Origin of the sequence: Stenotrophomonas maltophilia (genome assembly GCF_039555535.1) — a bacterium.
GTDB classification, from domain to species: domain Bacteria; phylum Pseudomonadota; class Gammaproteobacteria; order Xanthomonadales; family Xanthomonadaceae; genus Stenotrophomonas; species Stenotrophomonas maltophilia_Q.
Map to the genome: position 1 here is coordinate 1,064,784 of NZ_CP154630.1, position 16,187 is coordinate 1,080,970.

7 protein-coding genes and 1 tRNA gene are annotated in these 16,187 nt (G+C 67.4%); 6 read left to right on the forward strand and 2 right to left on the reverse strand.

Annotation, left to right across the window (positions count from 1 at the left end; genetic code table 11):
* Positions 1-112: 112 nt before the first annotated feature.
* A complete protein-coding gene (locus AASM09_RS04880; RefSeq protein WP_049430209.1) occupies positions 113-11,017 on the forward strand; it encodes an autotransporter-associated beta strand repeat-containing protein in 10,905 nt (3,634 codons plus the stop codon).
* Between the two features lie 57 nt (positions 11,018-11,074).
* Here the strand turns inward: AASM09_RS04880 and AASM09_RS04885 are convergent, their stop codons facing one another.
* Positions 11,075-11,518 (reverse strand): GNAT family N-acetyltransferase, encoded by a 444-nt coding sequence (locus tag AASM09_RS04885; protein ID WP_049430239.1) that lies wholly within the window; start codon positions 11,516-11,518, stop codon positions 11,075-11,077.
* A gap of 374 nt (positions 11,519-11,892) precedes the next feature.
* On the opposite strand from AASM09_RS04885, the gene AASM09_RS04890 reads away from it, so the two are divergent.
* Positions 11,893-12,267, forward strand: a complete 375-nt coding sequence (locus AASM09_RS04890) for a DUF3592 domain-containing protein (protein ID WP_049430207.1) — start codon at positions 11,893-11,895, stop codon at positions 12,265-12,267.
* 141 nt (positions 12,268-12,408) lie between these two features.
* Here AASM09_RS04890 and AASM09_RS04895 read toward each other — a convergent pair.
* Positions 12,409-12,501: transfer RNA gene (locus tag AASM09_RS04895), tRNA-Ser, on the reverse strand.
* Between the two features lie 144 nt (positions 12,502-12,645).
* Here AASM09_RS04895 and dnaX point away from each other — a divergent pair.
* From dnaX to AASM09_RS04915, 4 genes are all read left to right on the forward strand, one after another.
* Positions 12,646-14,691, forward strand: coding sequence for a DNA polymerase III subunit gamma/tau (gene dnaX, locus AASM09_RS04900; protein WP_049430206.1), 2,046 nt, complete (start codon positions 12,646-12,648; stop codon positions 14,689-14,691).
* Between the two features lie 6 nt (positions 14,692-14,697).
* Positions 14,698-15,018: a YbaB/EbfC family nucleoid-associated protein gene (locus tag AASM09_RS04905; protein WP_004154630.1), complete on the forward strand. Its 321-nt coding sequence runs from the start codon at positions 14,698-14,700 to the stop codon at positions 15,016-15,018.
* Positions 15,019-15,100: 82 nt separating this feature from the next.
* Positions 15,101-15,700 (forward strand): recombination mediator RecR, encoded by a 600-nt coding sequence (gene recR / locus AASM09_RS04910; protein ID WP_049430204.1) that lies wholly within the window; start codon positions 15,101-15,103, stop codon positions 15,698-15,700.
* A 67-nt stretch (positions 15,701-15,767) separates the two neighbouring features.
* Positions 15,768-16,127, forward strand: a complete 360-nt coding sequence (locus tag AASM09_RS04915; RefSeq protein ID WP_049430202.1) for a histidine triad nucleotide-binding protein — start codon at positions 15,768-15,770, stop codon at positions 16,125-16,127.
* Positions 16,128-16,187 lie beyond the last annotated feature (60 nt).

The window sequence follows — 16,187 nt, forward strand, 5'->3', positions numbered from 1 at the left end:
TCAGGAGTTAATGCCTTCAAGCCTTGTTTCCGTATCGGGAGCCGAGGTGGGCCGCATTGTCTCCAAAAAACCTGCCAGCTGTGCCATCCGGTCTTTTCATGGAGATTTACCGATGAACCGCATTTACCGTCTGGTTTTCAATCGCGCCCTCGGCGTAATGCAGGTTGCTTCGGAGGTCGCCCAGAATCCCGGCGGAAGTGCGGTACGCTCGGCACGGCCACCGCGATTGCGGACGCACCAGCTGGCGGTAGCACTGGCAGCCACGCTGGCCAGTGGATCGGCATTCGCGGCCTGCACTACCGCAGGTACGACGGTGACCTGCGCCACCGGCTCCAATACCAATTCTCTGGCCAACAGCATCAATGGCGTGACGCTGGATATCCAGACCGGCGCCGCGCTCAGCGTGCTGCCGGTCGTTGGCGGAAGTGCAGTGAATTTGAGTGGTAATGGCATCACCGTGAACAACCAGGGCACGGTCGATCCCACGATCAACGGTGGCCTGAGCCTGGCGGCGTCGGGCATGGTGCTGGGCAACAACACCGTCGGTGGAAACACCATCAGCGTCAACAATCAGGCAGGCGGGGCGATCAAAGGCCTGGTCAACATCGGCTCCATCTTCGGTTTCGGCGGACAGGCGCTGGTGGTGCAGAATGCTTCCGGCGGTGTCAGCAACATCGTCAACGCCGGTAATGTGGACATGTCGATCTTTGGTGCAGGCCTGTTGACCACGGCCGATGCGGCATCGATCGTCAGCTACGGTGGTGCGCAGACCACTCTCGACAACACCGGCACCATTACCGGCCGCATAGGGTTCCAGGGTTCGGCCACGGCGGGGGCCGGCAATACCTTCCTCAACGCAGGAACCATCAACGGCAGTGTGAACCTGGGCAGTTCGGTCACCGGCAACACCTTCACCGCCGTGTCTGGTTCCAGCGTCAATACCGCCGGTATCGGCGTGGCCGGGCAGGTCGGCGCGCTTGCGGTGAATCTGGCCGCGGCCGGCATCGTCGACGGTGGTTCGGCGTCCAACAACAGCCTGGTGCTGCAGAACAGCGCCACCGGCCCGGGCAGCGGTACCGGTGGGGTGGTGACCACGCTGGGCTGGAACCAGTACATCAACTTCCAGAGGCTCACCGTCAACAGCGGTACCTGGAACCTGCAGGGTGCGTGGGCTGGTGCAGGCACGACCACGCTCAATGATGGTCTGGTCAATTTCAATAATGCCGGTTCCTTCGGCACAGGGCTGTTCACCGCCAACGGGGGTGCCATCGCCTCCTCCACGGCCGGTCTGAATCTGGCCAACGCTTTCAGCCTTGGTGGCAATCTGTCACTCGCGGGGACCAATGCGTTCAGCCTGGGTGGCGTGCTGTCCGGTACTGGCGGGCTGACGGTCAACAACACCGGCATCGTTACTCTCGGCGGCGCAAACCTGTTCTCCGGCGGCGTCAACCTCAATGCCGGCGGCCTGGTACTGGGGAATGCCGGTGCACTGGGCAGCGGCAACCTGACCGTGGGTGGCAGCGCTTCGTTGGATACGACGGCGGGCTTCACCCTGGGCAACAATCTGGTGATCAATGGCGGGGGCTCGCTGAACCTGCTGGGCAGCAATGCGCTGTCATTGAACGGTTCGATCTCCGGTGCCGGCAACGTGACCAAGAACGGCGCGGGCACGTTGACCTTGAATGGTGCCAACTTGCTGACCGGTAACTTCAGCCTTGCCGGGGGCTCGCTCGCGCTCGGCGCGGGCGGCAGCCTGTCGCCCACGGGTGCGATGACGCTGGGCGTTGGCACCACGCTGGACCTGACGGCAGCGGCCAACCAGACCATCGGCTCGTTGGCCGGCCTCGGCGGCACGGTCAATCTGGGCAGCCACACTCTGACCTTGGGCGGGCTGGGCGACACCAGTTACAGCGGCACGTTCGGCGCCGGCACGGGTGGCCTGATCAAGCAGGGCATCGGTGTGCAGACCCTGTCCGGCGTAAACAACCTCAGCGGCGGTGTTGCGCTCAACGCCGGCGGCTTGTTGCTGGGCAACGTGGCAGCGTTGGGCAGCGGCACGCTGTCCGTCGGCGGCAATGCCACGCTGGATGGCACGACCGGGTTGGCGTTGACCAATGCCGTCAACCTCGGTGCCGGCGCCAGCCTGAATCTGCTGGGCAACCAGGCGCTCACCTTCAACGGCGTGATCGGTGGCGCTGGCGGCCTGATCAAGAATGGCGCGGCAACCCTGACGCTCAACGGCGCCAATACGTTCGGCGGCGGTCTGGCGCTCAACGCCGGCAGTCTGGTGCTGGGCAATGGCGGTGCACTGGGAGCCGGCGCACTGAACGTCGGCGGCGCGGTATCGCTCGACGCCAGCACCGGGCTCACCGTGGGCAATGGCATCACACTGGGCGCCGGCGGTTCGCTCAATGTGCTGGGCTCGAACGCGCTGACGCTGGGGGGTGTCATTGGCGGGACCGGCAGCCTGGTCAAGAACGGCGCTGCCACGCTGACGCTGGGTGGTGCGAACACCTTCACCGGCGGCCTGGCCATCAATGCCGGCAAGGTCGCGGTGGGCAGCGGCGGCAGCCTGGCTGCCGGCGGTGCGGTCAGCCTGGCCGGCGTGGGCGCTGACCTGGACATCTCGCTGGGGGGCAACCAGACCATCGGTGCACTGTCCGGCATCGCCGGCAGCACGGTGACGTTGGGCAGCAGCACGCTCACCTTCGGTGATGCCACCAACCAGACCTTCGCCGGCGTGATCGGCGGCACCGGTGGCCTGATCAAGCAGGGCACCGGCGTGCAGACGCTGACCAGCGCCAACACCTTCAGCGGTGGGGTAAATCTTGCCGCCGGTGGCCTGGTGCTGGGCAACGCCGGTGCGCTGGGAAGCGGTGCGCTGACCGTAAGTGGCAACGGTTCGCTGGACGCCACTGCTGCGCTGAACCTGGGCAATGCGATCAACCTTGGCGCGGCATTGACCCTGCCGGGCAGCCAGAACCTGACCCTGGCCGGCAACATCACCGGCACCGGCAGCCTGGTCAAGAACGGTGCGTCGACGTTGACCTTGAACGGCACCAACACCTTCAGTGGTGGACTGAGCGCAAACGCCGGAAGTCTGCTGCTGGGCAACAACGGTGCGCTGGGTACCGGAGCGCTCAGCGTCGGCGGGAGTGTTTCGCTGGACGGCAGTGCCCCCCTGAGCCTGGCCAATGATGTCGCGCTCGGTGGTGGTGCGCTGCTGACGCTGCCGGGCACACAGGCCATCACCCTGGGCGGCGCGGTTTCCGGCGCAGGTGGCCTGGTGAAGAACGGTGCCAGCTTGTTGACCCTCAACGGCGCAAATACCTTCAATGGTGGGCTGACGCTCAACGGTGGTGGCCTGCTGCTGGGCAATGCCGGTGCACTCGGCACGGGCGCACTGAATGTCGGCGCAAGCGCGACGCTGGACAGCAGTGTCGCGCTCAGCCTGGGCAATGCGGTGAATCTGGGCGGAGGCACGGTACTGAACCTGCTTGGCACGGAGAATGTAACGCTGGGCGGTGTCATCGCCGGAACCGGCGAACTGGTCAAGAACGGCGCTTCGACGCTGACCTTGAATGGCTCCAACACCTTCTCCGGTGGTGTCGGCCTCAATGCCGGTGTGCTGCGGCTGGGCAATGCCGGCGCACTGGGCACCGGCGCACTGGATGTGGGTGGCAACGCGTCGCTGGATGCCAGCGCCGCACTGAACCTGGGCAACAGCATCGGCCTGGCCGCAGGTGCCAATCTGACCGTGCTGGGCAGCAACGACCTGACGCTGGGTGGGCCGGTGTTCGGCGCCGGTGGATTGATCAAGGACGGTGCGGCACGGTTGACCCTGAGCGGTGCCAACCTCTATGCCGGCGGCACCACCATCAACAACGGCACGCTGGCGCTGGGGGCCGGTGGCAGCCTGGCGGCGGGCGGCGATGTGACGCTCGGCAATGCCGGCGCGGGCTTCGACATTTCCGCGGCCGGCGGCAACCAGACCATCGCTGCGTTGAACGGCGTGGCCGGAACCGCGCTGACGCTGGGCGGCAATTCGCTGACCTTCGGCAGCAATGCCAACGCCAGCTTTGATGGCGTGATCAGCGGCACTGGCGGCCTGGTCAAAACCGGTACTGGCATCCAGACGCTGTCCGGTGCCAACACCTTCAGCGGTGGCCTGGCGCTCAATGGCGGTGGGCTGGTGCTGGGCAACGCCGGTGCGCTGGGGACCGGCGCGCTCGGTGTGGGTGGCACCGTCAGCCTCGACAACACGGTGGCACTGAACCTTGCCAACGCGGTGAACTTCGGCGCCGGCACGCAGCTGACTCTAGGCGGCGGCAGTGACCTCACCCTGGGCGGCGTGCTGAGCGGCAACGGCAGCCTGGTCAAGAACGGTGCTGGCCTGCTGACGCTCAACAACAGCAACACCTTTGGCGGCGGCCTGACCTTGAATGGTGGCGGCCTGGTGGTCGGCGCCAGCGGCGCGCTGGGCACCGGTGCGTTGAATGTGTCCGGCAGCACCACGCTGGATGCCGGCGCTGCGGTGACGCTGGGCAACGCCGTGAACCTGGGATCGGGCGTGGCACTGACCCTGCCGGGAAGCAACGCGCTGACCCTGGGCGGCATCGTGGCCGGCAATGGCAGCCTGATCAAGAACGGCACCGCCACGCTGACGCTGGCAGGGGCCAGCACCTACAGCGGTGGTACCACCATCAACGCCGGCACGCTGGCGCTGGGCACGGGCGGCAGCCTTGCCGCAGCGGGCGATGTCACGTTGGGAGCAGGCGCTGGCTTCGATATCTCCGGTGCCGGCAGCAGCCAGACCATCGGCGCGCTCAACGGTGCTGGCGGAAGCACGCTGGCGCTGGGCGGCAATTCGTTGACCTTCGGTACGGCCGGCAACGCCGCGTTCGACGGCGTGATCAGTGGCAGCGGCGGGCTGATCAAGGTAGGCACGGGCGTACAGACGCTGTCCGCGGCCAACACCTTTGGCGGCGGCGTGACGCTCAACGCGGGCGGACTGGTGCTTGGCAATGACGCGGCGCTGGGCAGCGGCGTACTGACCGTTGGTGGTGCCGCCACGCTGGATACCACCGGCCTGGCAGCGCTGACCAACAACATCGCGCTCAACGCCGGGCTGACCGTGCTCGGGACCAATGCACTGACGCTCAACGGCGTCCTATCCGGGGCCGGCAGCCTCACCAAGAATGGCAGCGCGACGCTGACCTTGAATGGCATCAACACCTACACCGGTGGCACCAACATCAACGCCGGCACGCTGGCGCTGGGGGCCGGTGCCAGCCTGGCGGCGAGCGGTACCGTGAACCTCGCCACCGGCGCCACGCTGGATCTGTCTGCCGGCAGTGGCACGCAGCAGTTCGGCACGCTGGTCGGCAACGGTACGGTGAACCTCGGTGCCAACTCGATCGAGGTCGGCGGCGCCACCAATGGCACCTTCAGTGGCTCGATCGCAGGCACGGGGGGCCTGACCAAGGTCGGTGCGGGCATCGAGACGCTGACCGGTGCCAATACCTACACCGGCGGGACCTTCATCAATGCCGGCACGCTGGCGATTGGTCCGGGCGGCAGCCTGGCCGCCACCGGTGCGGTCACGCTGAGCGCCGCAGGCACCGGCTTTGATATCTCCACCGCAGGGGCCAGCCAGACCATCGGGGCGTTGAATGGCGTGGCGGGCTCGACGGTGAGCCTGGGGGCACAGACGCTGACACTCGGTGGCGTTGGCAACAGCCTCTTCGATGGCGCGATTTCCGGCACCGGTGGCCTGGTCAAGAATGGCGCCGGGATTCTCACGCTGGGCGGCGCCAATCTCTTCAGCGGTGGCGTTGCACTCAACGGCGGTGGCCTGGTGGTTGGCAACAACGCTGCGCTCGGCAGCGGTGCGTTGACGGTCGGAAGCAACGCAACGCTGGACGCATCGACCGGTGCCAGCCTGGCCAACAACATCAGCCTGGCAGCGGGTGCCAATCTTGATCTGCTCGGCAGCCAGTCGCTGGCACTGGGCGGTGTGATCTCGGGTACAGGTGGGTTGATCAAGGACGGTGCGGCCACGGTAACCCTGAGCGGTGCCAACACCTACACCGGTGGTACCACCATCAACAGCGGCACGCTGGCGATCGGTGCCGGTGGCAGCCTCGCCGCAACCGGCGCGGTGAACCTGGCCGGTACCGGTACGCTCGACATCTCCGCGGGCAACCAGGCCATCGGTTCGCTGGCCGGCGTGGCCGGCAGCACGGTGGCGCTGGGCGGCAGCACGCTGACCCTGGGCGGCACGGTGGACAGCACCTTCAACGGTGTGATCGGCGGCAGTGGTGGCCTGGTCAAGAACGGCGCGGGCGTGCAGACGCTCAATGGCGTCAACACCTTCAGCGGCGGCGTGGCGCTCAACGCCGGTGGCCTGGTGGTCGGCAACGATGCTGCGCTGGGCACCGGTACGGTGACGGTCGGAGGCGCTGCTACGCTCGATTCGAATACTGCGGCCATCCTTGCCAACACCTTCGTCCTCAACAACGCGTTGACCGTGCTGGGCAGCAACAACCTCACCCTTAATGGCAGCCTGAGCGGCACCGGCAGTCTGACCAAGGAGGGGGCAGCCACGCTGACCTTGAACGGCACCAACACCTACACCGGCGGCACCAACATCAACGCCGGTACGTTGGCACTGGGCGCGGGCGCGAGCCTGCACGCCAGCGGCATCGTCAACCTGGCCTCGGGGGCGACCTTCGATCTGTCGGCGGGTAGCGGCACGCAGCAGTTCGGCACCCTGATCGGCAACGGTACGGTGAACCTGGGTGCCAACACGCTGACGATCGGAGACGCCACCAATGGCACGTTCAGTGGTTCGGTGGCGGGCTCCGGTGGCCTGATCAAGGAAGGATCGGGTACCCAGACCTTGACCGGCACCAACACCTTCACCGGTGGTACCACCATCAACGCCGGCACGCTGGCGATCGGCGCCGGTGGCAGCCTGGCTGCGACCGGTGCGGTGAACCTGGCCAACGCCGGTACCGCCTTCGACATCAGTGCGGGCGGCGCGCAGGCCATCGGCTCGCTGGCCGGCGTGGCGGGTTCGGCAGTGGCGCTGGGCGGCAGCACGCTGACGCTCAATGGCGTGGGTAACAGCACGTTCGCCGGTGACATCACCGGCACCGGTGGCCTGGTGAAGAACGGCGCAGGCATACAGACCCTGAGCGGCAACAATACCTTCAGCGGCGGCGTGGCACTCAACGCCGGCGGCCTCGCCCTGGGCAACAACAATGCACTGGGAACCGGCGCGCTGACCGTGGGCGGCAATGCCAGCCTGGACGGCACCAGCGCGCTGACCTTGGCCAACAGCGTGCAGCTGGCCGGCGGTACGCTGACCCTGGCCGGCAGCAACGCGTTGACCTTGAATGGCCCGATCAGCGGTGCCGGCGGCCTGCTGAAGGATGGCGCGGCGACGGTTACCCTCGGCGGCGCCAGCAGCTACACCGGCACCACCACCATCAACAGCGGCACGCTGGGGGTGGGCGCGGGCGGCAGCCTGTCTGGCGCCAGCACGGTGAACCTGGCCGGCACCAGCACGCTGGACATCAGTGCCGGTGGCAACCAGAGCATCGGCGGCCTGGCCGGTGTCGCCGGCAGCACGGTGGCGCTGGGCGGTGCAACGCTGACCACCGGCGGCAACAACGCCAGCACCACCTTCGCCGGCGTCCTCGGTGGTACCGGCGGCCTGGTGCAGAGCGGTACCGGTACGCTGACCCTGAGCGGCGACAACACCTATACCGGTGGCACCACCATCAACGGCGGCAGCACGCTGCAGATCGGCAGCGGCGGCAGCACCGGTTCGGTGCTGGGCGACATCACCAACAACGGCAGCCTGGTCTACAACCTCGGCACCACGGCAACCGTGGGCGCCGTGATCAGCGGCAGCGGTGGCCTGACCCAGGCCGGCAGCGGCACGCTGGTGCTGACCGGCAACAACACCTACACCGGCGGTACCACCATCAACGCTGGCGGCACGCTGCAGGTCGGCAACGGTGGCGCGACCGGTGCGATCGTCGGTGACATCACCAACAATGGTGCGCTGGTCTCCAACGTGGCCGGCAACACCACGCTGGGCGGCACCATCAGCGGCAGCGGCGGCCTGACCCAGGCCGGCGCCGGTACGCTGACCCTGACCGGCAACAACACCTATACCGGCGGCACCACCATCAACAGCGGTGGCACGCTGCAGGTGGGCAATGGCGGTGCGACCGGTGCGATCACCGGCAATGTCGCCAACAACGGCAGCCTGGTGTTCGATGTGTCCGGCAATACCACGGTCGGCGGTGCGATCAGTGGCACGGGCGCGCTGACCCAGGCCGGCGCTGGCGTGCTGACCCTGGTCGGCAACAACACCTACACCGGTGGCACGACCATCAACGCCGGCGGCACACTGCAGATCGGCAATGGCGGCGCGACCGGCTCCCTCGCCGGCGACATCATCAACAATGGCGCGCTGATCTCCAACGTTGCGGGCAATACTCTGCTGGGCGGCACCATCAGCGGCAGCGGTGGCCTGACCCAGGCTGGCAGCGGTACGCTGGTGCTGACCGGCACCAACACCTACAGCGGCGGCACCACCATCAACACCGGCGGTACGCTGCAGCTGGGCAACGGTGGCGCGACCGGTTCGATCGTCGGCGACATCACCAACAACGGCACGCTGGTCTCCAACGTGGCCGGCAACACCACGCTGGGGGGAACCATCAGCGGCAGCGGCGGCCTGACCCAGGCTGGCAGCGGCACGCTCACCGTGACCGGCAACAACACCTACACCGGGCCGACCACGATCAACGCAGGCGGCACGCTGCAGGTCGGCAACGGCGGTGCGACCGGCGCGATCGGTGGCAACGTCACCAACAACGGCAGCCTGGAGTTCAACGTGGCCGGCAACACCACCGTCGGCGGCGCCATCAGCGGCAGCGGTGGCCTGACCCAGGCCGGCAGCGGCACGTTGATCCTGGGCGGCAACAACACCTATACCGGGGGTACCACCATCAACACCGGCGGCACGTTGCAGCTTGGCACTGGCGGCGCCAGCGGTGCGATCGCCGGCAACGTCAGCAACAACGGCAGCCTGGTGTTCAACGTCGGTGGCAATACCACGGTGGGCGGCACCATCAGTGGCAGTGGTGGCCTGACCCAGGCCGGCACCGGCACCGTCACCCTGACCGGCAACAACACCTACACCGGCGGCACCACCATCAATGCCGGCGGTACCGTGCAGGTCGGCAATGGCGGCGCCAGCGGCTCGATCACCGGCAACATCACCAACAACGGTGGCCTGGTCATCAACACCGGCGGCACCACCACGCTGGGCGGCACCATCAGCGGTGGTGGCAGCATTGTGCAGGCAGGGCCGGGCGGCCTGAACCTGGGCGGCAACAGCGGCGGCTTCAGCGGCACCGGCCAGGTCACCGGCGGTGGCCTGAATGTCACCGGCAACATCGGTGGCCAGTGGACCATCGGCAGCGGTACCACGCTGTCCGGCACTGGCACCATCGGTGGTACCGGTGGCGGCGTAACGGTGTCCAGCGGCGGCGTGCTGTCGCCGGGCAACGGCCCGGGCAACGGCAGCGGCGCGGGCAATGGCACCGGCACGATCACGGTGGGCGGCAACCTGACCCTGTCGCCGGGCAGCACGCTGGGCATCGATCTCGGTGCCACCGGCAGCGATACGGTACAGGTGGGCGGCAGCGCCAACGTGGGTGGCAGCATCGTAAAGGTGAATACCATCTCGCCGAACACCAGCTACCAGCAGGGCCAGCAGTACACCGTGATCAACGCGGGTGGTGGCGTCAGCGGGCAGTTCGCTTCGGCGACCTCGCCGTCGGCCTTCCTGACCATCACCCCGGTCTATACCGCGAACACGGCCAATCTGCAGATTGATGTGGCGCAGACCGCGGCATTCACCACGGCGGCGAAGACGCGCAACCAGTACAACACCGCTGCAGCGCTGGACAGCCTGCCGCAGAGTGGCGCAGCACTGGGCCTGTACAACACGGTGCTGACGTACGACGCGGGCACCGCACGCGCGGCGTTCGACCAGCTGTCCGGTGAGGTGCATGCGGCCAGCCGTGCGGTGTTGCTGTACGACAACTATCTGGAAGAGGGCATCCGCCAGCGTCTCGGCAGCGAACTGCCGACCGTGCGTGGCGAGCGTGCCTCGGCCTGGCTGGCCGGCAGCGGCAAGGTGTTCAAGCAGGATGGCGATGGCAACGGCGGCGACATCCGCTCCAACCGCAATGCACTGATGGCGGGTGTGGACTGGCAGCTGGGCGAACATGTGGTGCTGGGTGCGGCCGCGGGCAACGAGCGGCTGGATACGTGCCTGTACGATCGCAGCTCGCGGGCCCGCCTGCGCGGCAACACGTTCGGCCTGTACGCACAGGGCCAGTGGAACAACGGCTTTGCGGTCGGTGGCAGCGTGTCGCGCGGTGATTACCGCACGCGCACCACGCGCGAGGTGCCGCTGTTGGGGCAGACCCTGTACAGCCGCCAGGATTCGGATGTGACCATCGCGCAGGTGGAGGGCAGCTGGACCTGGACCCATGGCAAGACCCAACTGCAGCCGTATGTGCAGTTCACCAAGCACTGGGTCGACAGCGATCGTGCGGTGGAGCAGGGCGGTACGGCCGCGCTGGTACTGGAAGGTGGCAAGGACACGCTCAATGTCAGCACCGTGGGCGTGCGCGGCCGTTGGGACGTGGGCAGCGGCGAGCGTTTCCCGGCGCAGCTGACGGTGGGCCTGGGTTGGCAGCACGCATCGGGTGATACCGATGTGGCCAGCCGCAACCGCTTCGCCGTCGGTGGCAACGCGTTCGATGTCTACAGCGCGGTGATGGCACGCAATGCCCTGGTCAGCCAGGTGGGCGTGGCGGTTGGGCTGGGCCGCAACAGCCAGCTGTCGATGTTCATGCAGGGCCAGCACGGCGATGGCCGCCGCGATGTTGGCGGGCAGATCAACCTGCGCGTGGGCTTCTGAGGGGAGCAGGGCAGCACCGGATCCACGCGCGGCGTGGATCCGGGCCGGGGCGGAGGGCTACACCCTCCGCTCCATCTCCACGGCGTCAATCCCGGCGCCGTGGCCATCGGGTACCACCCGTGTCACCTGGAAACCGAGGCCGGCGTAGAACCCCTGGGTGTGCTGGCTGGTGCTGAGCGTGATGCGCGCAATCGAGGCATCACGTCCGGCCTGCTGCAGTCGTGCCACCGCCAGTTCCCGGCCCAGTCCATGCCGGTGCAGCGCGCGCTGTACCATGCCCCAGCAGAAACCGGCACTGCCGTCGCCGCGTCGCGACAGGCCGCCGCAGGCCACGATGCTGCCGTCGCGCTCGATGACCTGGAATGCACAGTCCATGGCCTGTTCTTGCAGGAAGCGCTCAAAGTCGCTGCGCTCTTCGGGCGCGAAGTAGGTGGGCACGTTGCTGTCGAAAATCGACAGGCAGGCGCTGGCATCGGCGGGACGGTAGAGGCGGAGGTTCATGGAAAATGCCTTGGCGTTGCCCGGGCGCATTTCAGCCGTCCAGACGCTGTCCTTCTCAAGGGGGTATTGCACGACGAGGCCGCAGGGGGGCGCCGAAGTGCTCCAAGGTACATGGAGCGGAGTCGATCTTCTCACGGATGATTTCGCCCACCTCGAATGACTGTGCGGAACACAGGCGCCTGCACCAGGCGGGTGCGTCAGTGGCGAGGCATGCGGCCGCGATGGCGTGCAGCGGGGCGCGGCGGCTTCTGGGCTATGCTTTCGACACGTGGGACTGACCGCGCGGCAGGATCCGCCGGCCCCATTCGTCTTCCTGCCTGCAACGGAGCTGCCCAGCGATGCCCGCCCCTTCTCTTTCCCGGACTGCCCAGGTCATGCGCGGTCTGCTGTTTGGCGCGGCGGGGCTGCTGATCCTTGCCGTGGCCGCCTTCGAAGTGACGCATCGCCTTGAGTTCCTGCAGATCGCGCAGGCCGTCGATGGCCAGGTCGAGCGACTGAACGCGGGCGGATCGCATCCGCAGGTTGCGTTCACCGCCGCGACCGGCCAACGCGTCTCTTACCCGCAGGGCGGCATGATCTTCGGCTATGAGCCTGGACAGCCGGTACGCGTGCTGTACGATCCGGCGCAACCGCGCCTGGAGCCGGTCCTGGATGCGTTCGGTGCGCTGTGGGGAATGACGGTCGTGTGGATGCTGCTGGGGCTGGCGTTCGTCGGCGTCTGCGTGCGGGGACTGCTCCGGCGCAGGTGACTCGCAGCGGATCGCGCGCTGTCGGCGGGCGGATCGTTGGACCTGCCCCTGGCGGCAGGGCCTGTTCAGTTCGGTAGTACCTACCGCGCTTCCCGCCAGCCAAATAAAAAAGCCGCCCGGTGGGCGGCTTCTTCATTTATCTGGCGGAGAGAGGGGGATTCGAACCCCCGAAGCGCGGTTTAGACGCTTACACACTTTCCAGGCGTGCTCCTTCAACCACTCGGACACCTCTCCGGATCCCTGCCATCGGCAAACGCCTCAGCAGGGGCGCAGATTCTAGCGGGCTGCGCGGCACTTCACAAGCACCCCGGCCAGGAACCTGCGAAGGGCGTGCCGGAGGCGAGGGGGCTGGACAGGCATGGCACAATGGAACATCCGATGGAAAACGGTGGCCTGATGTCCTATCTCGTCCTTGCCCGCAAGTGGCGTCCGAAGCGTTTTGCCGAGCTGGTGGGCCAGGAACACGTGGTCCGTGCGCTCAGCAATGCGCTGGACAGCGGCCGGGTCCACCATGCGTTCCTGTTCACCGGCACCCGCGGCGTGGGCAAGACCACCATCGCGCGCATCTTCGCCAAGTCGCTGAACTGCGAGCAGGGCACCAGTGCCGATCCCTGCGGCCAGTGCGCGGCCTGCCTGGACATCGACGCCGGCCGCTACATCGACCTGCTGGAAATCGACGCCGCGTCCAACACCGGCGTGGACGACGTGCGCGAGGTGATCGAGAACGCGCAGTACATGCCCTCGCGTGGCAAGTACAAGGTCTACCTGATCGACGAAGTGCACATGCTGTCCAAAGCGGCGTTCAACGCGCTGCTGAAGACGCTGGAAGAGCCGCCGGAGCACGTGAAGTTCCTGCTGGCCACCACCGACCCGCAGAAGCTGCCGGTCACCGTGCTCAGCCGCTGCCTGCAGTTCAACCTCAAGCGCCTGGACGAGGACCAGATCCAGGGCCAGATGACCCGCATCCTGGCGGCAGAAGAGATCGAGGCCGACGGCAGCGCCATCGTGCAGCTGGCCAAGGCCGCTGATGGCAGCCTGCGTGACGGCCTGTCGCTGCTGGACCAGGCGATTGCCTATGCCGGCGGCGCACTGCGCGAGGACGTGGTGCGCACGATGCTGGGCACCGTCGACCGCACCCAAGTGGCCGCGATGCTGGATGCACTGGCCGAGGGCGATGGCCCGCGCCTGCTGCAGGTGGTGGCCGCGCTGGCTGAATTCTCACCGGACTGGAGTGGTGTGCTGGAAGCGCTGGCCGAAGGCCTGCACCGCATCCAGGTGCAGCAGCTGGTACCGGGTGCGGCCGTTGCCGAAGGCCTGGATGCCACCGCATTCGCCGAGCGCCTGCGCCCGGAAGTGGTGCAGCTCTGGTACCAGATGGCCTTGAATGGCCGCCGCGACCTGCCGCTGGCGCCGAGCCCGCGCGCGGGCTTCGAGATGGCCGTGCTGCGGATGCTGGCATTCCGTCCGGCTGCCGCGGTACCGCCGGTGCCGAAGTCGGTTGAAGGTGCAGCAGGCGGCAACGTTGCCGGTGGAGGCAGCGGTGCCGGCAACCACGAAGCGGCGCCGGCCGCTGCCGCCGCTCAGGCGGCCCCGGCCCCGGCGACGCAGGCGGCCGCGCCGTCCGAGGCTGCGCCGCGCGAACCTGACCCCGAGCCTGAGCCGGCCCCGCAGCCCGAGCCGGACCCGACGCCGGAACCCGAGCCGGTTCCGGTGGAAGAGCCCGTGTCGCCGCCGCCGGTAAAGGCCGAAGCAGAGGTGCCGCCGCCGGCCGCTGAAGCAGAAACGAGCGACGATCTGCCGCCGTGGGCCACCGACGAAGCCGAGTCTCGTGACGCAGCACTGGCGGCCGAGATGGCCGGCCCGGAGGCGGCCATGGTCGCGCCCTGGCACGAGCCGCCGGCTCCCGCCGCGGCCCCCAGCGAACCTGCCCCGCCCGAGCGCCCGTTCCGCGCCGATGGCATTGCCATTGCACCCGCCGAACCGGTCCCGGCGCGTGATACCGCGCCGCAGGACGGCGTCAGCGAGCTGGCCACGGCCGAGGACTGGCTGGATCTGGTCGCCAACAGCGGTCTCAGCGGCCCATCGCGGCAGTTGGCCGCCAATGCCGCGTTCATCAGCTGCCAGCACGGGACCTTGAAACTGGGGCTTTCGCCCGGATTTGAATACCTGCGCTCGGAGCGCGCGCTGGCCGCCCTGGGCGAGATGCTGGAGAAGGCCCTGGGCCAGGCGCCGAAGATCGTGGTCGAGACCGTGGAAACCGAACACGTTCCGGCCGAGACCCTGCACCAGCGCGCCGACCGCCAGCGTGGCGAACGGCAGCAGGAAGCAGAGGCCGTTTTCATGGACGACCCGGAAGTGCAGGTGCTGATCCAACAGCACGGCGCCCGGGTTGTTTCCGATTCCATCCGTTCTTTTGACGAGTAAGACACCATGCGCGGAAACATCGCCCAACTGATGCAGCAGGCCCAGAAGATGCAGGAAAACCTGCAGAAGGCCCAGGAAGAAATTGCCAAGATCGAAGTGACCGGCAGCGCCGGTGGCGGCATGGTCAGCGTGACCCTGACCGGCGCCAAGGAATGCCGCAAGGTGCGCATCGACCCGTCGCTGGCCAGCGACCCGGAGATGCTGGAAGACCTGATCGCCGCCGCCTTCAACGACGCCTCGAACAAGATCGATGCCGAGTCGAAGTCGAAGATGGGTTCGGCCACCGCCGGTATGCAGCTTCCGCCGGGCATGAAGCTGCCGTTCTGATTTTCGGCGTGGCACCCGTGCAAGCGGGTGCCACGGAACCTGTAGCCGTCGAGCTTGATCGACGCCATGAAAGCATGCCGCCGTGTCTGCACCCCTGCTTGAACAATTGATCGACGCGTTGCGGGTGCTGCCTGGCGTCGGCCAGAAGACCGCGCAGCGCATGGCCTACCACCTGCTCGAACGCGAGCGCGAAGGTGGCCAGCGTCTGGCCGAGACACTGGCATTGGCGGTGGAGCGCATTGGCCACTGCGCACAGTGCCGCGATTTCAGCGAATCCGAGTTGTGCCCGACCTGCGCCAACAGCAGCCGCGAGCGCAGCCAGCTGTGCGTGGTCGAATCGCCCGCCGATCGCCTGGCCATCGAGAACGCCACCGGTTTCCGCGGCGTCTACTTCGTGCTGCAGGGCCGTCTGTCGCCGCTCGATGGCATCGGCCCGCGCGAACTGGGCCTGGAACAGCTGGAGCAGCGCCTGGCCGGAGGCGAGGTGCAGGAACTGATCATCGCCACCAGTGCCACCGTCGAGGGCGAGGCCACCGCGCACTATCTGGCGCAGTTGGCGCGCGCGCGCAAGGTGCAGCCGAGCCGCCTGGCGCAGGGCCTGCCACTGGGCGGTGAACTCGAATACGTCGATCGCGGCACGCTCTCGCACGCGTTCGGAACGCGCAGCGAATTCCGCGATTGAACGCCGGCCGGGCATCCGCCGGCGCGGCCGGCCTACAATGCGGATGACATTTCCGCCGAGGCCGAACATGAGCACTGAAACCCTCTTCAGCAAGATCATCCGTCGCGAGATCCCGGCCACCATCGTCTACGAGGATGACGAGGTGCTGGGCTTCAAGGACATCGCACCGCAGGCGCCGGTGCATGTGCTGTTCATTCCGAAGAACGAGATCATTCCGACCCTGGATGACCTGCAGCCCTCGCAGGCACACCTGATCGGCAAGCTGGCGCTGGCCGCTGCCGAGTACGCGCGCCGCGAAGGGTTCGCACAGGACGGCTACCGCATCGTGATGAACTGCCGTGAAGATGCCGGGCAGACCGTGTTCCACATCCACATGCACCTGCTGGCGGGTGCACAGCTGGGGCATTTCGGTACGCCGGGGCGTTGAAGCCCCTATCCACGCAGGAGTACCACGGGTACCCCGCTGTAGATCCACGCCATGCGTGGA

Coding starts and splice junctions, on each gene's coding strand:
- AASM09_RS04905 (WP_004154630.1), top strand. CDS start 14,698: ATGCGCGGAAACATCGCCCAACTGATGCAGCAGGCCCAGAAGATGCAG.
- AASM09_RS04880 (WP_049430209.1), top strand. CDS start 113: ATGAACCGCATTTACCGTCTGGTTTTCAATCGCGCCCTCGGCGTAATG.
- AASM09_RS04885 (WP_049430239.1), bottom strand. CDS start 11,518: ATGAACCTCCGCCTCTACCGTCCCGCCGATGCCAGCGCCTGCCTGTCG.
- dnaX (WP_049430206.1), top strand. CDS start 12,646: ATGGAAAACGGTGGCCTGATGTCCTATCTCGTCCTTGCCCGCAAGTGG.
- AASM09_RS04915 (WP_049430202.1), top strand. CDS start 15,768: ATGAGCACTGAAACCCTCTTCAGCAAGATCATCCGTCGCGAGATCCCG.
- AASM09_RS04890 (WP_049430207.1), top strand. CDS start 11,893: ATGCGCGGTCTGCTGTTTGGCGCGGCGGGGCTGCTGATCCTTGCCGTG.